General features: G+C 71.3%; 23 protein-coding genes. 11 read left to right on the top strand and 12 right to left on the bottom strand.

The annotated features are described in order from the left end of the window. Nucleotides 1-17: 17 nt before the first annotated feature. The 3 genes from C1729_RS02430 to lipB form a co-directional block, all read right to left on the bottom strand. The gene (locus tag C1729_RS02430) at nucleotides 18-752 is read right to left on the bottom strand and encodes a DUF4191 domain-containing protein (RefSeq protein ID WP_102508369.1); all 735 of its coding nucleotides are present in this window, start codon (nucleotides 750-752) and stop codon (nucleotides 18-20) included. A gap of 35 nt (nucleotides 753-787) precedes the next feature. Next, nucleotides 788-1,801, bottom strand: coding sequence for a lipoyl synthase (lipA, locus tag C1729_RS02435; RefSeq protein ID WP_102508371.1), 1,014 nt, complete (start codon nucleotides 1,799-1,801; stop codon nucleotides 788-790). 94 nt (nucleotides 1,802-1,895) lie between these two features. Beyond that, complete coding sequence (gene lipB, locus C1729_RS02440; protein WP_102508373.1) at nucleotides 1,896-2,576, bottom strand: lipoyl(octanoyl) transferase LipB; 681 nt, start codon at nucleotides 2,574-2,576, stop codon at nucleotides 1,896-1,898. A gap of 109 nt (nucleotides 2,577-2,685) precedes the next feature. On the opposite strand from lipB, the gene C1729_RS02445 reads away from it, so the two are divergent. After that, the gene (locus C1729_RS02445; protein WP_102508375.1) at nucleotides 2,686-4,515 is read left to right on the top strand and encodes a hypothetical protein; all 1,830 of its coding nucleotides are present in this window, start codon (nucleotides 2,686-2,688) and stop codon (nucleotides 4,513-4,515) included. A 65-nt stretch (nucleotides 4,516-4,580) separates the two neighbouring features. On the opposite strand, the gene sucB is transcribed toward C1729_RS02445, so the two are convergent. Then, on the bottom strand, nucleotides 4,581-6,332 hold the full coding sequence (gene sucB / locus C1729_RS02450) for a 2-oxoglutarate dehydrogenase, E2 component, dihydrolipoamide succinyltransferase (protein WP_102508376.1): 1,752 nt from the start codon (nucleotides 6,330-6,332) through the stop codon (nucleotides 4,581-4,583). A gap of 32 nt (nucleotides 6,333-6,364) precedes the next feature. Further along, complete coding sequence (gene lpdA, locus C1729_RS02455) at nucleotides 6,365-7,747, bottom strand: dihydrolipoyl dehydrogenase (protein ID WP_102508378.1); 1,383 nt, start codon at nucleotides 7,745-7,747, stop codon at nucleotides 6,365-6,367. Between the two features lie 151 nt (nucleotides 7,748-7,898). Between lpdA and C1729_RS02460 the strand changes: the two genes are divergently transcribed. Then, nucleotides 7,899-8,243: an oxidoreductase gene (locus C1729_RS02460; RefSeq protein ID WP_102508379.1), complete on the top strand. Its 345-nt coding sequence runs from the start codon at nucleotides 7,899-7,901 to the stop codon at nucleotides 8,241-8,243. A gap of 73 nt (nucleotides 8,244-8,316) precedes the next feature. On the opposite strand, the gene C1729_RS02465 is transcribed toward C1729_RS02460, so the two are convergent. Beyond that, the gene (locus C1729_RS02465) at nucleotides 8,317-9,780 is read right to left on the bottom strand and encodes a leucyl aminopeptidase (RefSeq protein WP_102508381.1); all 1,464 of its coding nucleotides are present in this window, start codon (nucleotides 9,778-9,780) and stop codon (nucleotides 8,317-8,319) included. 120 nt (nucleotides 9,781-9,900) lie between these two features. On the opposite strand from C1729_RS02465, the gene C1729_RS02470 reads away from it, so the two are divergent. From C1729_RS02470 to C1729_RS02485, 4 genes are read left to right on the top strand one after another with little or no spacing between them, the layout of a single operon-like run. Next, nucleotides 9,901-10,260, top strand: a complete 360-nt coding sequence (locus C1729_RS02470) for a hypothetical protein (RefSeq protein ID WP_102508383.1) — start codon at nucleotides 9,901-9,903, stop codon at nucleotides 10,258-10,260. Next, entirely contained in the window at nucleotides 10,257-10,718 is a 462-nt protein-coding gene (locus C1729_RS02475) for a hypothetical protein (RefSeq protein WP_102508385.1), read from the top strand. The genes C1729_RS02470 and C1729_RS02475 overlap by 4 nt, the downstream gene beginning before the upstream one ends. A 30-nt stretch (nucleotides 10,719-10,748) precedes the next feature. Continuing rightward, nucleotides 10,749-11,765, top strand: coding sequence for a quinone-dependent dihydroorotate dehydrogenase (locus tag C1729_RS02480; RefSeq protein ID WP_102508386.1), 1,017 nt, complete (start codon nucleotides 10,749-10,751; stop codon nucleotides 11,763-11,765). After that, on the top strand, nucleotides 11,762-12,049 hold the full coding sequence (locus C1729_RS02485; RefSeq protein ID WP_102508388.1) for a hypothetical protein: 288 nt from the start codon (nucleotides 11,762-11,764) through the stop codon (nucleotides 12,047-12,049). The genes C1729_RS02480 and C1729_RS02485 overlap by 4 nt, the downstream gene beginning before the upstream one ends. 115 nt (nucleotides 12,050-12,164) lie before the next feature. Here C1729_RS02485 and C1729_RS02490 read toward each other — a convergent pair whose 3' ends face one another. The 3 genes from C1729_RS02490 to nadA all read right to left on the bottom strand — a co-directional run bounded on the left by C1729_RS02490 (nucleotide 12,165) and on the right by nadA (nucleotide 14,633). Beyond that, nucleotides 12,165-12,779 carry a DUF3043 domain-containing protein gene (locus C1729_RS02490; RefSeq protein WP_102508390.1) on the bottom strand — a complete coding sequence of 205 codons (615 nt, stop codon included), beginning with the start codon at nucleotides 12,777-12,779 and terminating at the stop codon, nucleotides 12,165-12,167. A gap of 50 nt (nucleotides 12,780-12,829) precedes the next feature. Next, nucleotides 12,830-13,360, bottom strand: a complete 531-nt coding sequence (locus C1729_RS02495) for an acyl-CoA thioesterase (protein ID WP_102508392.1) — start codon at nucleotides 13,358-13,360, stop codon at nucleotides 12,830-12,832. A 70-nt stretch (nucleotides 13,361-13,430) separates the two neighbouring features. Further along, nucleotides 13,431-14,633 (bottom strand): quinolinate synthase NadA, encoded by a 1,203-nt coding sequence (gene nadA / locus C1729_RS02500; protein ID WP_207204635.1) that lies wholly within the window; start codon nucleotides 14,631-14,633, stop codon nucleotides 13,431-13,433. Between the two features lie 77 nt (nucleotides 14,634-14,710). Here nadA and C1729_RS02505 point away from each other — a divergent pair, with 77 nt between their 5' ends. Next, entirely contained in the window at nucleotides 14,711-15,850 is a 1,140-nt protein-coding gene (locus C1729_RS02505; protein WP_129590651.1) for a glycerate kinase, read from the top strand. Nucleotides 15,851-15,989: 139 nt separating this feature from the next. Continuing rightward, nucleotides 15,990-16,337 (top strand): HesB/IscA family protein, encoded by a 348-nt coding sequence (locus C1729_RS02510; RefSeq protein WP_102508397.1) that lies wholly within the window; start codon nucleotides 15,990-15,992, stop codon nucleotides 16,335-16,337. Between the two features lie 66 nt (nucleotides 16,338-16,403). On the opposite strand, the gene C1729_RS02515 is transcribed toward C1729_RS02510, so the two are convergent. Further along, nucleotides 16,404-17,564, bottom strand: coding sequence for a cysteine desulfurase family protein (locus tag C1729_RS02515; RefSeq protein WP_242493680.1), 1,161 nt, complete (start codon nucleotides 17,562-17,564; stop codon nucleotides 16,404-16,406). A 161-nt stretch (nucleotides 17,565-17,725) separates the two neighbouring features. Here C1729_RS02515 and ctaC point away from each other — a divergent pair, with 161 nt between their 5' ends. The 3 genes from ctaC to C1729_RS02530 are packed head-to-tail and all read left to right on the top strand — an operon-like array spanning nucleotide 17,726 to nucleotide 20,780. Further along, on the top strand, nucleotides 17,726-18,652 hold the full coding sequence (gene ctaC / locus C1729_RS02520; protein WP_242493681.1) for an aa3-type cytochrome oxidase subunit II: 927 nt from the start codon (nucleotides 17,726-17,728) through the stop codon (nucleotides 18,650-18,652). After that, a complete protein-coding gene (gene ctaD, locus C1729_RS02525) occupies nucleotides 18,652-20,385 on the top strand; it encodes an aa3-type cytochrome oxidase subunit I (protein ID WP_102508403.1) in 1,734 nt (577 codons plus the stop codon). The genes ctaC and ctaD overlap by 1 nt, the downstream gene beginning before the upstream one ends. Next, nucleotides 20,382-20,780, top strand: a complete 399-nt coding sequence (locus tag C1729_RS02530) for a cytochrome c oxidase subunit 4 (RefSeq protein ID WP_102508405.1) — start codon at nucleotides 20,382-20,384, stop codon at nucleotides 20,778-20,780. The genes ctaD and C1729_RS02530 overlap by 4 nt, the downstream gene beginning before the upstream one ends. Before the next feature lie 171 nt (nucleotides 20,781-20,951). Here C1729_RS02530 and C1729_RS02535 read toward each other — a convergent pair whose 3' ends face one another. Both C1729_RS02535 and C1729_RS02540 read right to left on the bottom strand, forming a co-directional pair. Continuing rightward, entirely contained in the window at nucleotides 20,952-21,164 is a 213-nt protein-coding gene (locus tag C1729_RS02535; protein WP_129590652.1) for a hypothetical protein, read from the bottom strand. A gap of 236 nt (nucleotides 21,165-21,400) precedes the next feature. After that, on the bottom strand, nucleotides 21,401-22,027 hold the full coding sequence (locus tag C1729_RS02540; RefSeq protein ID WP_102508409.1) for a superoxide dismutase: 627 nt from the start codon (nucleotides 22,025-22,027) through the stop codon (nucleotides 21,401-21,403). Between the last annotated feature and the right edge of the window lie 171 nt (nucleotides 22,028-22,198).

Genomic DNA, 22,198 nt, shown 5'->3' on the forward strand with positions numbered 1-22,198 from the left:
GCGTGGAGCGGGGTGGATCAGCGGCCGCGCATGCCCTTGCGGTCGACGCGCATGCGCGTGGGGTCGACGCCCTTGGGGATGGGCAGCCGCGCGGTCCCGAGCGCCTGGAGGCGCTTGAGGACGACGGAGATTTCATGCTTGTTGATCGCCGGCTTGAGCTTCGTCACGTGGCGGACGAGCTTAGGCAGGGGGACCTGCCCGGCCTCGCGGCCGATCTGGACGACCGTCACGGGGACGTTCGGCAGGACGCGCACCGTACGCTTGCGCTCGTTCTCGCCGACACGCTGTGCGCGCGCCGCGGGCGCCTCGACGAAGAGGACGACGCCCGGGCGTCCGACGCCCCGGAACACCGCGTCGTGCGTGCGCGGGTCGATGAAGACGGGCTCCTGGTCGAACGTCCAGCCGCGCCGGATCGTGCCGAGCGCGGCGAGCGACGCCCCGGGCTGGCCTTCGATCCGTGCGTACGCGGCCCTCTCGGCGCGTCGCGCGAGGACGAACATCGCGCCGAGAACAGCGGTCGGCACGCCGAGGATGCCCCAGAACCAGAGGCTCTTGAACACGATGCCGAGGACGATCGCGACGGCGAAGATGCCAGCGAAGGTCCCGAGGATCCACCAGCGCACGGCAGGGTCCTGCGTGACCGTCATCTTGTAGGCGTCCCACACCTGGTGGTACCACCGGCGCTTCTTCACCTTGGTCTTCTTCGTGGCCGCCTGCGCGGGCGCAGCGGCGTCATCCTTCTTGCGGGCCATGGTCGCCAGTCTAGTGCCGTTCGGGGGCGTCCCGGTCAGGACGTCGGCTGCTGGGCGAGGAGGTGGGCTGCCTCCTGGCGCGACGTCGTCGGCTCGGCAAGGTGCGCGAGCTCGGCAGGGATCTCGAGGCCGCGGCGCGTCATCGCCTGTCCCCAGAGGCGACCCGCGCGGTAGGAGGAGCGGACGAGCGGTCCGGACATCACGCCGAGGAAGCCGGTCGACTCGGCGACCTCCGAGAGGTGCACGAACTCCTCGGGCTTGACCCAGCGGTCGACCGGGTGGTGTCGCGGGCTCGGGCGGAGGTACTGGGTGATCGTCAGGAGGTCGGTGCCGGCCTCGTGGAGCGCGACGATCGCCTCCTCGGCCTCCTCGGTGGTCTCGCCCATACCGAGGATGAGGTTCGACTTCGTGACGAACCCGGCCTCGCGCGCCTGCGTGAGCACGGACAGGGAGCGGTCGTACCGGAATCCGGGGCGGATCTGCTTGAAGATGCGCGGCACCGTCTCGAGGTTGTGCGCGAGCACCTCGGGGCGCGACGAGAAGACCTCGGCGAGAAGCTCGGGCACCGCGTTGAAGTCGGGGATGAGCAGCTCGACGCCCGTGCCCGGGTTGAGCGCGTGGATCTGCCGCACCGTCTCGGCGTAGAGCCAGGCGCCGCCGTCGGGCAGGTCGTCCCGGGCGACACCCGTGATCGTCGAGTACTTGAGGCCCATCTGGCGCACCGACTCCGCGACCCTCCGGGGCTCGTCACGGTCGAGCGCGGCAGGCTTGCCCGTGTCGATCTGGCAGAAGTCGCAGCGACGCGTGCACTCGGAGCCACCGATGAGGAACGTCGCCTCGCGGTCCTCCCAGCACTCGTAGATGTTGGGGCAGCCAGCTTCCTCGCACACCGTGTGGAGCCCGCCCGAGCGCACGAGGTCCTTGAGCTCGGAGTACTCGGGGCCCATCGTCGCGCGGGTCTTGATCCAGCCCGGCTTCTTCTCGATCGGGACGGCGGCGTTGCGCGCCTCGACCCGCAGCATGCGGCGGCCCTCGGGTGCGATCGTCACGTGCTCTCCTGGCTTCTCAGGGACGGAGGTACCAGCGTACGCCGGGGGATGTCGTCGCGGGCGGGGATTCGGTTGCCGGACGGCCTCGTGCAGGTCAGACGTGAGACTCGTCGAGGGTCCGTCGGACGACGTCGGTGGGCCCGGAGGCGCGCAACGACGCCAGTTCACGGGAGAGGTGGCCGACGAGCCCGTCGACGACCGTGGTCGGGGTCAGGGACGTGCCCGTCGCCCGCGTGAGGGATGTCACGTCCGCGTCGTCGATGCCGCACGGAACGATCCGGTCGAACGCGGTGAGGTCCGGGTCGACATTGAGCGCGAGCCCGTGCATCGTCACGCCCTTGGCGACACGGCAGCCGATCGCGGCGACCTTCGCGTCGGGGGTACCCGGCACCCACACCCCGCTGCGCCCGTCGACGCGGACGGTCGCGAGGCCGTGGTCGTCGCACATCTTGATGATCGCCTCCTCGAGGGCGCGCACGTACGCGACGACGTCGACCGGCTCCGCGAGACGCAGGATCGGGTACACGACGAGCTGCCCGGGGCCGTGCCACGTGATGCGGCCGCCGCGGTCGATCTCGACGACTCGTGTGCCGTCCGTGGGCAGGTCGGTGCGCCGGGTACGACGGCCGGCCGTGTAGACGTCGGCGTGCTCGAGCACGAGGAGCGTGTCGGGCCGGCGGCCCTCGAGGACGTCCGCGTGGACGCGACGTTGCAGCTCCCACGTCTCCTCGAAGTCGCGCAGCTGCGTCCCGAGACCGAGGTCGACGACATCCATGCCGCCACGGTAACCCGGGGCGGACCGGACCGTCGGAGCGGTCCGCGGCCCGGGCGCCCGAGCCTGTGGATGACGCCCGCGCGCGTCCGCGACGCGCTTGGATGCAGGGATGGACGACGAGCGCAGAGTGCTGCCCGGGCCCGACGACGCGGCGCGTGCCGACCTCAGGTCGCCGACATCATCGGGGCCGGACGTCTGGCGCGTTGCCGGGGCGACGCCCGGGGCCGTCCCCGACCCGACGCCCGGGCGGGACGCCCCTGTGGAGCGGCCGGACGTCGACGAGGCATTGCTGCGCCTCGGCCTCCGCCTTGTCGACGCTCGCGACACGACAGGGCCGTGGACGGCGGAGAGCAACGACGGCGTCGTGCACGACGTGACGGCGCTCGCCGTCGAGAGCGTCGAACGGTGGGAGGTGCTGCGCACCCGGACGACGGCGCTCCTCGGACTCGAGCACGAGAACGTCGTCCCGCTCGTCGGTGCCCTGCCGGTAGGCGACCCCGATGCCGCGGCCCCGCGCACGCTCGTCCTCGTGTGGCTCCCGGCCCCAGCGCAGCGACGTCCGGACGTCGCCCGTGCGACGACGGCCCGCGAGCTGCTCGACGTGCTCGTCACGGCGTGCCGGGGGACCGTCGCGCTCCGCGCGTGCGGGATCGACGTCCCTGGTGCCGCGGCTGTTGCTTCGCTCCTCGCGTCCGACGCTCAGCAGGACCGCCCGCAGCTCCATCCGTGGCGCTGGTGCGGCGAACCCACCTCGGCGACGGTCGGCCTGTCCGACGTCACCCGTGCGGTGGCCGGCGCGGTGACCCGGCGGGCCGAGCGGGACGGCACGGTGCTTCCGCGCCGGGTCCGGGACCTACTGGCGGCAGGGACGGGTCCTGCGGCTCCCGCGCCCGGGGACCTTGCGGTGCGGGCGATCGAGCTTCTCGGAGACGCTTCGGCGAAGACGAGTTCCTCGATGCCCGGGGCTACTGGGGCAGAGACACGAGGCGAGGCCGTGGGCGGCGACTGGCGCGAGATCGTCAGAGGCAGCCCCGCCCCGCTCGTCGTCGCCCCGCCGCAGGCGCGACGTCACGGCAGGCTCCGGCCGCCGGAGCCGGGGGAGAGGAGGCCGCACGGCCTCGCTGACGGCATCGCTGTGGCGCCCGGGACAACGCTCCCGGCACGGCCGACGGATCGGACCCGGAGTGCGGCGGCGCGTCCGACGGAACAGGGAGGACGCCGATCGTCGCACGCACGAGCCTCCGCGACCGCGATCCCGAGTGCCCGCGGGCACTCGGTCGGAGCACGCACCGCAGGTGGAGCATCCTTGCGGGGCTTGCGACGCCCAGGTGGCTACGGGCGGCGACGTGGCGTCGTGGTGGGCGTCGTGCTCCTCGTGGCCGGCGGAGTCGGCGTGGCAGTGCACGGCGCGCCGTTCGGCGATGCGCCGAGGAGCCGTCCCGCGGCCGCGCCCTCGACGCCGCAGGTGACTGCGGCGCCACCGTCGCAGCCCGGGGCGGACGCAGCGGGCACGGATCCTGTCATGGAAGCCACGGAGCCGTCCGGACCCGGAGACCCCGCTGCCGCCGCCCGCCGGGCCACCGTCGGTCGGGTCGAGCTGCTGGCGGCCCTTGCCCCCGTGCCCGCGGCGCGGCGGACGCAGGCCACGGCGGACGTTGATGCACGCCTCGGCGAGCTCGTCGCCGCAGGGCCGGTGCGGGACGCGGACCGCGCGTTCGTCGAGCGAGTGCTCAGCGGGGATGAGGTGCCGCCGCAGGTCCGCGCCGAGGTGAGGACCGCCGATGTCGTGAGCCAGGACTCGACGTCGGCGACCGTCGCCATGACGTACGCGCTCGTCCCTGGCGGCGGGGTGATGCAGCAGACCCTCCGGCTCGTGCTCGACGCTGGTGTGTGGAAGGTCGTCTCGGTCACTGACTCGCCGGGGGAGCCTCGGACCTGAGTCCCGGCATGCACGAAGCCCGTCATGCCGCTGCTGCGGCACGACGGGCTTCGTTCACGCTCGTGTCAGAGACCGACCTCGGACTCGAACGCGCCCTCCTCGATGCGGCGCTTGACCGCCATGAGGTAGCGCGATGCGTCCGCGCCGTCGACCAGGCGGTGGTCGTACGACAGGGAGAGGTAGCAGATCTGACGGATCGCGATGACGTCCTGGCCGTCCTCGTCCTGGATGACCGCGGGACGCTTGACGATCGTGCCCGTGCCGAGGATCGCGGACGTGCCGCCGGGGACGATCGGCGTGTCGATGAGCGCGCCGCCCGACCCCGTGTTGGTGATCGTGAACGTCGCACCGCCGAGCTCGTCCGGCGTCACCTTGTTGTCACGCGTCCGCGTGGCGAGGTCCGCGATCTTGCGGGAGAGACCGGCGAGGTTGAGGTCGCCTGCGTCGTGGATGACGGGGACGAGCAGGCCGCGCGGGGTGTCGACCGCGATGCCGACGTTCTCCTGGCCGTGGTACGTGATGACGTCGTCGGCGAGCACGCCGTTGATCTTCGGGAATGCCTTGAGCGCCTCGACCGCGGCGAGCGTGAAGAACGGCAGGAACGTGAGGTTCGCACCTTCGCGTGCCTTGAAGCCGTCCTTCGCCTTCGCACGCAGGCGTGCGACCTTCGTGACGTCAACCTCGACGACCGTCGTCAGCTGGGCCTGCGTCTGCAGGGCCTCGACCATGCGGGTCGCGATGATCTTGCGGAGGCGGCTGGCCTTCTCGGTCGTGCCGCGCAGCGGGGAGACCTCGAGCTTCGTCGACGGCTTCGCGGCCGCAGCGGGCGCGGCGGCGGGAGCCGGGACGGCCTGTGCGGCGGCAGCCTTGGCGGCCGCCTCGAGGACGTCCTCCTTGCGAATACGACCGCCGACGCCCGTGCCCGTGAGCGACGCGACGTCGACACCCTTCTCGGCCGCGAGCTTGCGGACGAGCGGGGTGAGGTAGCCCGATGCCTGCTGGGCGGCTGCCGACGGCGCCGGTGCGGCGGGCGCGGCTGCCGGGGCCGCGGCTGCGGCCGGGGCCGGGGCCGGTGCAGGCGCAGGGGCTGCGGCGGGTGCCGGAGCGGCAGCAGGTTCCGGAGCGGCGGCAGGTTCCGGAGCGGCAGCAGGTTCCGGAGCGGCGGCGGGCGCGGCGCCCGAGCCGACGACGGCGAGCGCCGTTCCGACCTCGACCGTCTCGTCCTCCTGGACGAGGATCTGCTGGAGCGTGCCAGCGACGGGCGAGGGGATCTCCGTGTCGACCTTGTCGGTCGAGACCTCGAGGAGCGGCTCATCGACCTCGACCGCGTCGCCGACCTGCTTGAGCCAGCGGGTGACGGTGCCCTCGGTCACCGATTCGCCGAGCGCGGGCATGACGACCTGCTCACCCTCGCCGCCGGACGCGCTCGCCGGCGCGTCGGACGACGGTGCGGGTGCTGCCTCGGGCGCAGCCTCGGCGACAGCGGTCGCCGAAGCGTCCGGGGTGGGCTGGGCCGGAGCGGCCTCGGCAGGCGCGGCCTCGGCGGGAGCAGCCTCCGCGGCCGACTCGCCACTGCCCGAGCCGTCGCCGACGAATGCGAGGTCGGTGCCGACCTCGACGGTCTCGTCCTCCTCGACGAGGATCTTCTCGAGCACGCCAGCGACGGGCGAGGGGATCTCGGTGTCGACCTTGTCGGTCGAGACCTCGAGCAAGGGCTCGTCGACCTCGACGCGCTCGCCAACCTCCTTGAGCCAGCGGGTGACGGTTCCCTCGGTGACGGACTCGCCCAGCGCGGGCATCTTGACGGCTTCAGACATGGTTCTGTCTCTCCTCAGGTTTCCGGCTGGGATCAGTTGTGAGCGTGCAGCGGCTTGCCCGCGAGAGCGAGGAACGCCTCGCCGAGGGCCTCGTTCTGCGTGGGGTGGGCGTGGACGAGGTTCGCGACGTCCTCGGGGTAGGCCTCCCAGTTGACGATGAGCTGGCCCTCGCCGATGAGCTCACCGACGCGCGACCCGATCATGTGGACGCCGACGACGGGACCGTCCTTGCGGCGCACGAGCTTGATGAAGCCCTGGGTCGCGAGGATCTGGCTCTTGCCGTTGCCGCCGAGGTTGTACTCGAGGGCCTCGACCTGGTCGTCGCCGTAGAGCTCCTTGGCCTTTGCCTCGGTAACGCCGACGGAGCCGACCTCGGGCTCGCAGTAGGTGACACGCGGGATTCCCGACTCGTCGATGGGCAGCGGCGACAGGCCGGCGATCTGCTCGGCGACGAAGATGCCCTGCGCGAAGCCGCGGTGGGCGAGCTGCAGGCCTGGGACGATGTCGCCCGCGGCGTAGATGTTGCCGACACCCGTGTGGAGGCGCTCGTCGACGATGACGAAGCCGCGGTCCATCGTGATGCCCTGGGCCTCGTAGCCGAGGTCCGCGGTGCGCGGGCCGCGGCCCACGGCGACGAGCAGGATCTCGGCGTCGAACGTCTTGCCGGACTCGAGGGTGACGTGGACGCCGCCCTCGTCCTGCGTGACACCGGAGAAGCGGTCGCCGACGGAGAAGTTGATGCCGCGCTTGCGGAACTGGCGCTCGAGCGCCTTCGAGATGGCCTCGTCCTCGGCGGGGACGAGGTGGGGCAGGCCCTCGACGACGGTGACGTCGGCACCGAACGACTTCCAGACCGACGCGAACTCGACGCCGATGACTCCGCCGCCGAGCACGATCGCCGAGCCGGGGACGTAGTCGAGGTGGAGTGCCTGGTCGGACGTCATGACGCGTCCGCCGATCTCGAGGCCCGGGAGCGAGCGAGCGTAGGAGCCGGTCGCGAGGACGATGTTGCGGCCCTTGATGACCTGGCCGTTCACCTCGACGGCGTCGGGGCCGACGAGCTTGCCGTGGCCCTCGACGAGCGTCACCTGGCGCGACTTCACAAGGCCCTGGAGACCCTTGTAGAGGCGCGAAATCACGCCCTCCTTGTAGGAGTTGACGCCTGCCATGTCGATGCCCTTGAGCTCGGTGTGAACACCGAACTTCGAGCCCTCGCGGGCATTGTCGGCGAGCTCGGCGGCGTGCAGGAGCGCCTTCGTCGGGATGCAGCCGTTGTGGAGGCACGTGCCACCCAGCTTGTTCTCCTCGACGAGCGCGACGGAGAGGCCCAGCTGGGCTCCGCGCAGGGCGGTGGCGTAGCCGCCGCTTCCTCCGCCGAGGACGACGATGTCGAAAGTGCCGTTGGTGTCGGCCACGTGCAGCTCCTTAGATGCGAACGGTCGGCGGTCACGCCGACTTCATCTTGTCATCAGTAGGACTCTCGGCCCAACCGGATCGACCGCGGCGTGCTGTGATGCCGCTGACACCGACCGTGAGGGTGACGCCGTCGCTCGCTACGATCGTGGGATGAGTCTCTTCCGTCGCCGTCCGCGTGACGGCGGTCCAGCCCGGTCCGGCCGGGAGGGGCGGGCCAGCGTCGCGCACCTCTCGGAGTTCGTCGCGTCCCGCACGGGCGTCGAGGCGTACGTGGAGCCGCCGACGCGTGACACCCCCGCGACCGTGCTCCTCGTTGCGACGACGGGGGAGTGGACGCGGCGAGCCACGCCCGACGAGCGCACGGCGTTCGACGTCGCAGGGTCGCTCGGCGTCCCGGTGTACAACGTGCGGTTCACGGGGTACCCCCAGCGCTACCGGGACTGGGGCACGCGCCAGAAGGGCCGCCGCCTCACCCAGGACCCGCCGACAGCGTAGGCCGTCGCCGACGACGAAGGCGTGCCCCCGCACCGAGCGGGAGCACGCCTTCGTCGTCGTGTGAGCGGGAGGCTCAGGCCTTCGCGGAGCGGCCCTCGACGAACGCGAGCAGCGTGCGCACACCCACGCCCGTGCCTCCGACCGGGGTGTAGCCGTACGCGGCGCCCTCGTTGAACGCGGGGCCCGCGATGTCGAGGTGCGCCCACGGCGTGCCGTCCGTGAACTCCTGGAGGAAGAGCCCGGCCGTGAGCATGCCTCCGGCGCGTCCGCCGATGTTCGCGATGTCCGCGACCTTCGAGTCGAGCGAGGGGCGCAGCTCGGCGGGCAGGGGCATGGGCCAGAACTGCTCGCCCGCGGCCTCGGCAGCCGCGACGACCTCGCCGCGGACGTCGTCGGTGCCCATGACGCCCGAGACGCGGTCGCCGAGCGCGATGATCTGCGCGCCCGTGAGCGTCGCGATGTCGAGGACGACGTCCGTGCCGTCCTCGACGGCCGCAACGAGGCCGTCCGCCATGACGAGGCGACCCTCGGCGTCGGTGTTGAGGACCTCGACGGTCGTGCCGCCACGGATCGTCACGACGTCGGCGGGGCGCTGTGCGCCGCCACCAGGCATGTTCTCGGCGAGGCACAGGTAGCCGGTGACGGCAACGTCGCCACCGAGACGCGCCGCGGCGACGACGGTCGAGAGGACGGCTGCGGCACCGGCCATGTCGGACTTCATGGCCTCCATGCCCTTGGCGGGCTTGATCGAGATGCCGCCCGTGTCGAACGTGATGCCCTTGCCGACGAGCGCGACCCGCGCGGCGGGACGGCTCGGCGTGTAGGCGAGCTTGACGAGGCGGGGACCGCGCGTCGAACCCTGGCCGACGCCGGCGATGCCGCCGTAGCCGCCAGCGACGAGCGCCTTCTCGTCGAGGATCGTGACCTTGACGCCCGTGCCCTTGACCGCGGCCTTGGCCGCGTCGGCGAACGCTGCGGGGAAGAGGTCGTTCGGGGCTGCGTTGACGAGGTCGCGGGCCGCGTTGATCGCGGACGTGACGATCTCGGCGCGCTCGACTGCGTCCTTCGCGGCACGGGTCCGCGCAGCGGGTGAGGCGAGCTCGAGGACGGTCGCGGGCGACGTCTCGTCGGCCGTGCGGTAGCGGTCGAAGACGTACGCGCCGAGGAGGGCGCCCTCGGCGATGGCGCCGACCGCGACGGCGTCGTCGGCGGGGAGCGCAAGGACGGTCCTGCCGCCGCCGAGCGTGCGCACTGCCGCGCCCGCAGCGCGCCGGAGCGCCTCCGTGTCAGGGGCTGATGTGCCGACGCCTGCGAGGGCGAGGACGCCGGCCTCGACGCCGGTGGGCGCCGGGACGCGCACGACCTCGTCGAGCGCGCCGGAGATGCCGAGGGCCCGGGCGTGGGCGGCGAGGCCGCGCACGGAGTCGGGCACGTCGCCGAGGACGACGACGGCGTCATCGACGACCGCCGTCGCGACGACGAGCGCGTCGGCGGCGAGGGAGAAGGGGTTCTTGCCGGTGAGAGTCAGGTCAGCCACCCCTCGATGCTAGCCCGAGTGTCCGACATCCGGACGGGACCTCGGAGAAATCCGTGCGTCGGCTCAGGCGAGGACCGGAGGTCCGCCCCTGCGCACGCCGCGACCGGTACTCTCGGAGCCGTGCTCCTGCCCCTCATGATCGTCGTGCTCGTGCTGTGCGCGCTCCTCGGCGCGTGGGCAGCCTGGTTCGCCGTCCGCGACCGCGCGGTCATCCTCAAGCAACTGTGGGGAGCCGCCGTCGTCGAGGGCGTGCTCGTCGTCCAGCTCGTCGTCGCCGCGGTCCTGCTCGTGCAGGGGTGGCACGGCGACCCCGTGATGATCTGGGGCTACCTCGTCGTCGTGCTCCTCGTCCTGCCGTTCGCCGCGTTCGTCGCGTTCGCGGAGCGGTCCCGGTGGAGCTCGATCGTCCTGCTCGTCGCCACGGTGACGGTCGCGTTCCTCGAGCTCCGGCTCTGGCAGATCTGGCAGCTCGGCGCATGAGGGAACTGCCCGCGGTCCCGCGCGCCGACCGCCCTGCGACGAGGTCCGGCATGGGCATGCTCATGATCACCGTCTACGGGATCTTCGCGGTCGCCTCGACCGCGCGCGCCACCTACCAGGTGGCGACGAAGCTCGACGACGCTCCCGTCGCCTACCTCCTGTCCGCGCTCGCCGCGGTCCTCTACGTCGTCGCGACCGTCGCCCTGCTTCGTGCCACGCCGCGAGCGCGTGCCGTCGCCTGGACGAGCGTGACGGTCGAGTTCGTCGGGGTCGTCGGCGTCGGGACGCTCTCCTTCGTGCGACCCGAGCTCTTCCCCGAGGCGACGGTGTGGTCGCACCTCGGCGAGGGCTACGGGTACGTGCCTCTCGTCCTGCCGCTGCTCGGTCTGTGGTGGCTCGCCCGCACCCGGCCGGGCGCGGGCGCCCCGGCGCCCGCCACCCCGACACCGACCCCCTGAGCCGCACGACCCCGACCGAGGAGCCTCCGCGTGTACCACCTGCTGTTCGACCACGTCTTCAAGAAGATGGACCCCGAGCGCATCCACCATCTCGCGCACGGTGCGATCAGGCTCGCCGGACGCACGCCGGGCGTCCGTGACGTTCTCGGGGCACGGTTCCGTGCACGGCCGGGGGTGCGTGCGTTCGGTCGTACGCTCGCGGGGCCGCTCGGGCTCGCGGGCGGCTTCGACAAGGACGGCACCGCGGTCGAAGGGCTCACCGCGCTCGGCTTCTCGTTCATCGAGGTCGGCACGATCACGGCGCACGCGCAGCCCGGCAACGAGGCACCACGGCTGTGGCGGCACACGGACCAGCGCGCGCTGCGCAACCGGATGGGCTTCAACAACCTCGGCGCCCAGGCTGCCGCCGCGGAGCTCCGCAGGCTGCGGTCGACCGCGAACGGCCGCCGTGCCGTCGTCGGGGTGAACATCGGCAAGACGAAGGTCACCCCAGCCGAGGACGCCGCGGGCGACTATGCAACGAGTGCGCGAGCGCTCGCCCCGTACGCGGACTACCTCGTCGTCAACGTGTCCTCGCCCAACACTCCCGGTCTGCGCGACCTGCAGTCGGTGGACGCGCTGCGCCCGATCCTCGTCGCGGTCCGCGAGGCTGCGGACGCGGCGGTGCCAACCCGCAGCGTCCCGCTGCTCGTGAAGATCGCGCCGGACCTCGCTGACGAGGACGTCGACGCGGTCGCCGACCTCGTCACGGAGCTCGGGCTCGACGGTGTCGTCGCGGTCAACACGACGATCGCCCACGACCTCGGCCCGGGCGGGCTCTCCGGTCCGCCCGAGCTCGAGCGGGGCGTCGAGGTCGTCGTGCGCCTGCGCGCCAGGCTCGGCGCGGGGCCGACGATCATCGGGGTCGGTGGGATCTCGAGCCCGCAGGACGCGCGTCGCTACCTCGTCGCAGGGGCCGATCTCCTGCAGGCGTACACGGCGTTCATCTACGAGGGTCCGTTCTGGGCGTCGCGTGTCAACCGCGCTCTCGTGGCGGCGACGTCGTGACGTCGTCGGGCGCCGACCCGGTGCAGGCGCCGGCGGCCGGCGGGGCTCCCGTCGTCGACAGGGCCTCGGCCTGGTCGTGGCGTCTCGGAGGGCGTGAGGGCGTCGACGCCGTCGCCGCGGGCATGGTCCAGGAGCCTCCGGCCTTTGCCCGTCGGTTCGACGCCGAGGTGTGGCTGGGCGCCCGGTGGCGCTCGCTCGCGACGTCGGGCGTCGAGCGGTGCGTCCTGCAACGCGGCGGGACCGACGTCGGCGCCCCGCTCCCGCTCCCCGTCGAGCGGGCCTGAGCGGCCGTAGCGCCGAGGATCACCCGCATGGCGCGGGCGCGGTGAGACTCGCTGCAGACGCGTGGAGCCCCCGACCTCATGGTCAGGGGCTCCACGCGTCTGCAGCGGTCTTCCGTCAGGACGGGTACTCGCCGTGCTTGACCTGCGGCTTGGGCAGTCGCGCGCGCCGGATCTGGTAGGCGCGTGTCAGGGCGTACCAGCGCTGGGCCTTGAGGTCGACATCGTTGCCGAACTTCGCGACGAGCGCCTTGCGGAGCTTGCGCCACAGGAAGAAGCCGTCGGCGATGGTGACGAGGACGACGCCGTAGAGGAACAGCATGAGGGCGAGCGTCAGCGCACCGTTCTCGATGAGCGGCGTGACGAAGAGGACGACCATCATGACGAGCGCGAAGAAGAGGAAGATCTCGCCGAGGTTGTGGCGGGCGTCGACCCAGTCCCGGACGAAGCGCTTGACGGGTCCCTTGTCGCGGTACGGGAGGTGGCGCTCGTCGCCCGAGAGCATGGCCTGGTACTCGATGTCACGCTGCTTGCGCATCTCCGCGCGCTGCGCCTTCGCGGCGGCCCGGCGGTCGTTCGCGACAAGGGGAACCTTGTTCGCCGCGACGGCCTCGCGGCGACGCGGCGTGGGTCCGGACTTGCGACGCGGGTCGGCAGAATGGTCGAGCTCCGGCGCGACCTCGGGCACGGGCTGGGGCGTCACGTCCTCGGTGGGACGGTTCTTCTTGAACACCGTGCCAGCCTAGTCGACCGGGCGGGGTGCCCCGGCCCGGGTTCGGGGCGTCAGCGCGGGCGGTGTCGGATGTCGAACGCGTCGGCCCACGCGGCGACGTCGGCCGGGAGCGCGGGCGACGCCTCGGTGTGGCCGGCGGCAGCGGCGACGTCGGACCCGGCGACGCGGGTGTGGTCGCGCGAGAGGAAGCGACCTGCGACGACGCCGCGGACGATCTGCTCGCCGCCGCGGTGGAACGTCTGCTCGAGAAAGACGCAGCGGTCGTCCCAGCCGAGGGTGCGCGTGTGGATCTCGAAGCGTTGTCCGAGCGTGAGCGAGCGCCGGTAGTGCATCGTCGAGTTCGCGACGACGGGGTACCAGCCGCGGCGGCCGAGCTCGGGCATGAGTCCGAGGTCGGCGATGTAGTTGATGCGCGCGACGTCCATCATCTGCAAGTACACGCCGTTGTTGACGTGCCGGTAGAGGTCGAGGTCGCCGATGTTGACGCGCATCCGGGTGACGGACGAGTCGAGGAGGTCGAGCCCCGGCACGGGGCGACGTGGGCGCGAGGTCGCAAGGGCGAGCTGGATCGTCCGGAACACCTCAGCAGGGTAACTCTCGACCTCCGGTACCCGCTACCGTCGGTATCGGGTTCTCCGCGCTCGTGGGAGCTCAGACCCCGGGCAGCGCGAGCATCTGGTCGAGCGCGACGCGCGCCCAGTGCGCGTCGTCCGCGTCGACGACGATGCGGTTCGGCACCGTGCCTGCGACGAGCTGCTCGAGCGACCACACGAGGTGCGGCAGGTCGATCCGGTTCATCGTCGAGCAGAAGCACACGGTCGAGTCGAGGTAGTGCACCTGCTTGTCCGGGTGCGCCTTCGCGAGGCGGCGGACGAGGTTGAGCTCCGTGCCGATCGCCCACGAGGACCCCGGCTCCGCTGCATCGAGAGCCCTGATGATGAACTCCGTCGAGCCGACCTTGTCCGCGAGGGCGACGACCTCGTTGCGGCACTCCGGGTGGACCATGACGGTGACGCCCGGAACGGTCGCGCGCATCTGCGCGACGTTCTCGGGCGAGAACCGGCCGTGGACGGAGCAGTGCCCGCGCCACAGGATCATCCGCGCGTCGCGCAGTTCCTGCGTCGTGAGACCGCCGTCCGGCTTGCGGGGGTCGAAGACGACGCAGTCCTCCGCGCGCATCCCGAGGTCGCGCAGCGCTGTGTTCCGACCGAGGTGCTGGTCCGGCATGAAGAGAACCTTGCCGGTCCCGTCGACCCCGCCGACCTTGTCGAACGCCCAGCGGAGCGCGACGTGCGCATTCGACGACGTGCACACGGTGCCGCCGTGGCGACCCGTGAATGCCTTGATGGCCGCGGTCGAGTTCATGTACGTGACCGGGACCGTGCTCTCGGCGATCCCCGCCTCGACGAGGGCGTCCCACGCGTCCTCGACCTGATCGATCGTCGCCATGTCCGCCATCGAGCATCCCGCGGCGAGATCGGGGAGTACGACCTGCTGATCGGCCGTCGTGAGGATGTCCGCGGACTCTGCCATGAAGTGAACGCCGCAGAAGACGATGAACTCCGCCTCGGGCCGCGCCGCGGCCTCGCGCGCAAGCTTGAACGAGTCTCCGGTGACGTCCGCGAACTCGATGACCTCGTCGCGCTGGTAGTGGTGACCGAGGACGAAGACGCGGTCCCCGAGCGCGGCCTTCGCCGCGCGGGCGCGCTCGACGAGGTCCGGGCTGCTCGCAGGCGGCAGCGCACCGGCGCACTCAACACCGCGCTCGGAGGCGAGGTCGGATCCCTGGCCGAGGAGCAGCAGCGCGGAGGGAGCGGGCTCGGAGAAGGTCGCGTTCGTCGTCACGCCCGGTATCGTCCCACATCTGCGCGGGCTTCCCCAGGGCGTTCCCGGGGTGCGGACGGCCCTCGCCGGGGTGCGACGATGAACTGGTGCGTGTCGTCGTCGTGAACTCAGGCGGATGGGGCCCCCGTGGCCCCCAGGTGGCTGCTGGCGTGGCCGAGGCGTGGCGCAGGGCTGCCGGGGGGAGCGTCGACGTCCTGCCCCTCGCCGACGGGCGGTCCGGCACCGCCGAGGCGCTCTCCGGCGTGCGCGACGTCGTCGTCCTCTCGGACGCGACGCTCGTGGCACCCGGGACCGACCGCGCCGATGCCGTGCGGAACGGGTCGTCCCGACCTCTCGGGACGCTGCTCGCGTCCGCGCTCACGACCGATGTCCGGACGGTGCTCGTCGCGCTCGGCGCCGACGCAGGAACGGGTACGGCGTGGGCCGACGGCGGCGCTGGGATGCTCGTCGGGCTCGCCGACGGCCTCGGCGTTCCCGTGCGTGACTCCTCACGGCTCGTCGCGGGCGGGGCCGCTCTGCGTGGTGTGACGGCCGACGCCCTCCCCGACCTCGGCGCGTTGCGGCGTGCGCTCGCCGGCCGCGACGTCCGGGTCGCGCACCGTGCGCCCGACGCGCTCCTCGGGCTCGGCGGGCTCGCGGGAGGTCTCGTGCCCGACGTTCTCGACGCGGCGGCCGCGCAGGATCTCGAGCGCGCGCTCGGCGACCTCGTCCACGCGATCGCCGGCGCGCGTGCGGGCACGCTCGTCGGACGTGACCTGCTCGGTGCCGCGACGTCGTCGACGACGAGCGCGCGCGCCATCTCCGACCACGCGCGCGAGCTCGGTGCGCTGCGCGGCGGCGCCGCCGGGGGAGGCGCGGCGCTCGCGCTCGCCGCGCTCGGCGTCCCGCTGGTCCCGGCCGCGCCCCTCGTCGCTGACCTTGTCGGTGTCACATCGGCCGTCGCGCAGGCGGATCTCGTCGTCGTCGTGGTGCCCGTGCTTGATGGCGACGAGTCGCACGACGGGGTGCTGCCCGCGGTCGCCGACGCTGCTCTCGACGCCGCGGTACCCGTCGTCGTTCTCGCGGGGACGTCGCTCTCGGGGCGTCGGGAGTGGTCAGCGCTCGGGGTCGCAGCTGTCCACGAGACGGGTTGGGCCGTGCCTGACGACGTGCTCGGCGCGGACGGTGCGGTGCAGGACTGGGCGGCGGAGCGGGTCGCCCGCATCGCCCGCACCTGGCGGCTCTGAGCGGCTCACGGCGCCCGTGTGGCGAACGTCTCCGTGCGCCGTGCGTGACGCGGCGTACGCTGGCCGGGAACATCGCCGGGGTCGCGGGTGTTACACCCGACGGACACCCGTCCCCACTGCCGAACGTCCGGAGATCCACATGAGCGAGACCACGGAGACCACGCACGGCGTGCTCCTCACCGACGTCGCCGCGGACAAGGTCCGCAGCCTTCTCGAGCAGGAGGGTCGTGACGACCTCCGGCTCCGAGTCGCGGTGCAGCCCGGCGGCTGCTCCGGACTCATCTACCAGCTGTACTTCGACGAGCGCCTGCTCGACGGCGACGCGACGCGCGACTTCGGCGGTGTCGAGGTCGTCGTCGACAAGATGTCGGTCCCGTACCTCGAGGGCGCGTCGATCGACTTCGCCGACACGATCGAGAAGCAGGGCTTCACGATCGACAACCCCAACGCGGGTGGGTCGTGCGCGTGCGGCGACTCCTTCAGCTGAGCCGCTGACGCTTCCGACGAGGCCCGGGTCCCCGCAGGGACCCGGGCCTCGTCGTGTGCGGGGCTCTCAGAGATCTGCGCCGAGCCGCGCGCGGACCCGGGCGACGGCGCCAGGCAGGACCGCGCAGAACCGGTCGATGTCGTCCTCGGTGACGCCCGGGTGGAGCGTGAGCCGGACGTTGCCCTGCGTGAGGGCCCCCATCGCGGCGAGGACATGGCTGGGCTGGAGGGTGAGCGACGTGCACGCGGAGCCCGAGCCGACCGCAAAGCCCGCCGCGTCGAGCTCGCCGAGGATCGCCTCGCCGTCGACGTAGAGGCACGAGAACGTGAGGACGTGGGGGAGCCGGTCCGTCGGGTCCCCCACGACGTCGACGTCCGGGACGAGCGCGGAGACGCGGTCCCGGAGCCGGGCGACGTAGGCGCGCAGCCGGACGTCCTCGGCTTCCTGGCGCGACCGTGCCGCGGTGAGCGACACCGCAGCGGCGAACGCGACCGCGGTGCTCACCCCGCCGGGGAACCATGGGTCGGGGTCCTCGGGGCCCACGGGGCGTGCGCGCACGCCCGCCCGCATGACGAGGATCCCGATGCCGTCCGGCCCGCCCCAGTCCGCCGGGTCGGCGGTCAGGACGTCCCAGGACGGACCGACGTCGACGTGCCCGAGCGACGATCCCGCGTCGACGAGCAGCGGGACCTGGGCCGCGCGCGCCGACGTGTGCACCTGGTCGAGAGGCTGAAGCGTGCCGACCTCGCCGTTCGCGTGCTGGAGGCACGCGAGGCCGACGCCGTCGGCCGAGACCGCCGCCTCGAAGGCGTCGCTGTCGACGCGCCCGCGGGCGTCCACCGGGACCAAGGTCACCTCTCCGGGCGCGGTGTGCTCGGCCGCCGCGAGGAGCGCCGAGCGCTCGACCGCGCTCGCGACGATACGACGCCCGACGCGCCGACGGGCGGGCGCGATGCCGCCCACGGCGGCGTGGATCGCTGCCGTGTGGGAGGGTGCGAAGCGCACCTCCTCGGTCCGTGCACCGACGGCCGCAGCCACCGTCTCGCGGGCCGCACCAAGCAGCAGCCCCGCGCGCCGACCCTCGGAATGGAGCCTTCGCGGGCCTGACCAGGCCTCGAGGCGTGCCGCTCGAAGTGCCTCGAGGGTCTCGGGCAGGAGCGGCGCGGCGCCGCCCGCGTCGAGGAATGTGCGCACCGCGGCTGGTGGTGAGGGGGTGGTTGGGGTCACAACCCCACGCTATCTGAGGCCCGCCGAGGGTCTTGGTGACACAACCTTGGCAAGTGACGTGACCCGCGTGCGCAACCTGGGGAGAAGAGGTGGTGGGAAGAGATAGGCTCGGACCGATGAGGACCAAGGTCCCAGTGGCGTGCCCGCCACCAGGACGTGACGTGAAAGGCCCACCCTTGCACTCGCAGACTCCCCCCAGCCGCCGCCGGCGCACGAGGCTCGGAGCGATCGCGCTCTCCGCCTTCGTCGTCCTCGCGGTGTCCGGATGCTCCGAGGAAGCCCAGCGAGGCTTCCTCCCCGGGTACTCCGACGGGCCGGTGACCGACCACACCGACCGCATCACCAACATGTGGGTCGGCTCGTGGGCCGCGCTCCTCCTCGTGGGTCTCATCACCTGGGGCCTCATGCTCTGGAGCGTCATCGCTTACCGGAAGCGCAAGGACGACCACCAGCTTCCCGTCCAGACCCGCTACCACATCCCGCTCGAGATGATGTATACGGCGATCCCGATCATGATGATCGGCGTCCTGTTCTTCTACACGCAGCGCGATATGGCCGAGATCCGTGACACGTCCGCCACGCCCGACGTCTCGATCCAGGTCGTCGGCAAGCAGTGGAGCTGGGACTTCAACTACCTCGACGACGACGTCTACGAGTCCGGCGTCCACGCGGGCGACGTCTCCAAGCTCGGCGGCGAGACGAGCCTCGACGGCGCGGTGGGCACCGACGAGTCTCTCCCGACCCTCTACCTGCCCGTCGGCGAGAAGGTCGAGCTCATCCTCGACTCGCGCGACGTCATCCACTCGTTCTGGGTGCCGGCCTTCCTCGACAAGCTCGACATGATCCCGCACCGCACGAACAAGATGCACATCGTGCCCCAGCGCATCGGCTACTACGCCGGCAAGTGCGCCGAGCTCTGCGGCGAGCACCACTCGGGCATGCTCTTCAACGTCGCGATCGTCTCGCGCGCCGACTACGACGCAGCGATGGCCGACCTCCGCGCCAAGGGCCAGACCGGCGCCCTCGGCATGGACCTGGTCCGCCAGCAGGACGCCGCCGACCTCACGTCCACGGAAGGTGACAACTGATGGCTGCCGCTGCAGCGACCACGGTCCCGGGTCTCGCACCTGCTCGCAGGAACATGGGCCGCACGATCGTCAAGTGGGTCACGTCGACCGATCACAAGACGATCGGCTACATGTACCTCATCACGTCGTTCGTGTTCTTCTGCATCGCAGGAGTCATGGCGCTTGTCATCCGCGCCGAGCTCTTCGAGCCAGGCATCCAGATCGTGCAGAGCAAGGAGCAGTACAACCAGCTCTTCACGATGCACGGCACAATCATGCTGCTGCTCTTCGCGACGCCGCTCTTCGCCGGCTTCGCCAACGTCATCACGCCGCTGCAGATCGGTGCCCCCGACGTCGCGTTCCCGCGGCTCAACATGTTCGCGTACTGGCTCTACCTCTTCGGTGGCCTCATCGCGTGCGCGGGCTTCTTCACGCGTCAGGGTGCGGCGTCATTCGGCTGGTTCGGCTACGCGCCGTTGTCGAACGCGACGTTCAGCCCCGGGCTCGGCGGTGACCTCTGGGTCTTCGGCCTCGCCATGGGTGGCTTCGGCACGATCCTCGGCGCCGTCAACTTCATCACGACGATCATCACGATGCGCGTCCCCGGCATGACGATGTTCCGCATGCCTGTCTTCACGTGGGGCACGCTCGTCACGTCGATCCTCATCCTCATGGCGTTCCCCCCGCTCGCCTCGGCGCTCTTCGCGCTCGGCGCCGACCGCCGCCTCGGCGCGCAGGTCTTCAACCCGGAGAACGGCGGTGCCATCCTCTGGCAGCACCTCTTCTGGTTCTTCGGGCACCCTGAGGTGTACATCATCGCGCTGCCGTTCTTCGGCATCGTCACCGAGATCGTCCCCGTCTTCAGCCGCAAGCCCCTCTTCGGCTACAAGGGCATGGTCTACGCGATCATCGCGATCGCCGCGCTGTCCGTCACCGTGTGGGCGCACCACATGTACGTCACGGGCGCCGTCCTCCTGCCGTTCTTCTCGCTCATGACGATGGCGATCGCCGTCCCGACAGGCGTGAAGTTCTTCAACTGGATCGGCACGATGTGGCGAGGGAAGCTCACTTTCGAGACACCGATGCTCTGGTCGCTCGGGTTCCTCGTCACCTTCCTCTTCGGTGGCCTCACGGGCGTCATCCTCTCGACGCCGGTGCTCGACTTCCACCTCTCGGACTCCTACTTCGTCGTCGCGCACTTCCACTACGTCGTCTTCGGCACCGTGGTCTTCGCGATGTTTGCGGGCTTCTACTTCTGGTGGCCGAAGTTCACAGGCCGCATGCTCAACGAGAAGCTCGGCAAGATCCACTTCTGGATGCTCTTCATCGGCTTCCACGCGACCTTCCTCGTGCAGCACTGGCTTGGCGTCGCTGGCATGCCCCGCCGCTACCCCGACTACATGCCCGAGGAGGGCTTCACCTGGATGAACCAGGTCTCGACCTATGGTTCGTTCCTCCTCGCCGCATCGACGCTGCCGTTCCTCTGGAACGTCTACGTCACCTGGCGCCGCGCGCCCAAGGTCGAGGTCGACGACCCGTGGGGCTTCGGTGGCTCGCTCGAGTGGGCGACCTCGTGCCCGCCCCCGCGCCACAACTTCACCTCGGTGCCGCGTATCCGCTCCGAGCGGCCGGCCTTCGACCTCCACCACCCGGAGGTCGCCGCGATGGACTACGTTCACGGCGAACTGGCCGCAGCATCGGCCCGACCGACCGCGGTCGGGACTTCCGACGAGACGAAGGGTGACACCCTGTGAAGATCGAGACCCGGCTCTTCGCCGCACTCGTGCCGTTCTTCCTCATCGTGGCTCTGGCCTACGGGCTCACGAGCAAGTTCGAGCCCGTCGGCACCGCCGCACTCTTCCTCCTCGCGGGACTCGTCGGCATGATTGCCGGCTACCTCGCGCTCACGGCCCGTCACATCGACGCGCGTCCCGAGGACGACCCTGACGGCGAGATCTCGCAGGGTGCTGGCGAGCTCGGCACGTTCGCCCCGTGGAGCTGGTGGCCGCTCGTCCTCGCGTTCGCCGCTGCGGTCTGCTTCCTCGGCCTCGCCGCCGGCTGGTGGATCTTCTACATCGGTGTCGGCATCTCCGCGATCGCGGTGACGGGCTGGGTCATGGAGTACTCGCGGGGCCTGCACGCCCACTGAGCGATGCCCCCGGCTGCGACTGACGCGGCCTGCACACACGAGGAGGGCCGCACCCACAGGGTGCGGCCCTCCTCGCGCGTGTGGCGGATCCGTCGAGCGCCTCCCGGTCATGCGAACGCCCGCACCTGCGCCACTCGGGCCGGGGAGTGCGGGCGTGCCTGCGTGTCGCGGTCAGTCCTCGCCATGCTGTGTGTCGACGAGGTGGACGGTGCCGTCCGGAGCCACGACCCGGCGGAAGCGAGTGTGCAGTTCTTCCTCCCGCGCACGCTCCTCGGCATTGGCCGGGCGGATCGGTGCGGCGTAGTCGCCAACCTGCGGCGGCCCGAGAACGTGAGCGAGCGTGTCCGTGATCGCGCGCCCAGTGGTGCGCTCCTGCGGTCTCATGTCGACTCCTTCGTCCACTGCGGGACCCCTCGCCCCGCACTCTTTCGATCGTAGCCCGCCCTGGCGTCCGTGAGGCGTGCAAGCAGGTCAGCGGGGGTGTGAGAAGCGTTGCAGGCGCCCTGTAGCGCCCGGTTGGTGACCCCGTGTGTCGTGTCCTGGAACGCTCGTGGTGCCCCTGGAGACGGCGCAGGGCGGCCACCCCCCGAGGGGGTGGCCGCCCTGCGATCCGGTGCGGGTCAGATGGCGACGATGAGGCCCTGGCCCTGCGAACGCGCGCGCTCGAGGCGTGCGGCGACGTCCGTCCAGTTGACGATGTTCCAGAACGCCTTGACGTAGTCAGCCTTGACGTTGACGTAGTCGAGGTAGAAGGCGTGCTCCCACATGTCGAGCATGAGCAGCGGCACGACACCGATCGGCAGGTTGCCCTGCTGGTCGTAGAGCTGCACGATGATGAGCTTCTGCCCGAGCGTGTCCCACGCGAGGATCGACCAGCCCGAGCCCTGGATGCCGAGCGCGTTCGCCGTGAAGTGGGCGACGAACGCGTCGAACGACCCGAAGAACTCGTCGATCGCGGCAGCGAGTTCGCCCTCGGGACGGTCGCCGCCCTCGGGGGAGAGGTTCTGCCAGAACACTGAGTGGTTGACGTGCCCGCCGAGGTTGAACGCGAGGTTCTTCTCGAGCATGTTGACGGCACCGAGGTTGCCCGTCGAGCGAGCCTCTGCGAGGGCGTCGAGCGCGGCGTTGGCGCCGGCGACGTACGCAGCGTGGTGCTTGGAGTGGTGAAGCTCCATGATGCGGCCGGAGATGTGCGGGTCCAGCGCGCCGTAGTCGTAGGAGAGGTCGGGAAGGGTGTACTCGGCCATGCCGTGCTGCCTCCATCGTCGTGGGCGCCTGCGCGCCCTCGGGTTGTGACGCCGCCTCGCGACGGGGCGACGTCCTTGCACGTGAGCCCCGCGGCCGAGGTCGGCCGCGGGGCTCACGTCCTGCTAGGTGAACACAGGTTCAGTCTCTGTCATTCCGGCTCGTGGCGTCGA

The sequence above is a fragment of the Sanguibacter massiliensis genome (assembly GCF_900240335.1).
GTDB classification, from domain to species: domain Bacteria; phylum Actinomycetota; class Actinomycetes; order Actinomycetales; family Cellulomonadaceae; genus Flavimobilis; species Flavimobilis massiliensis.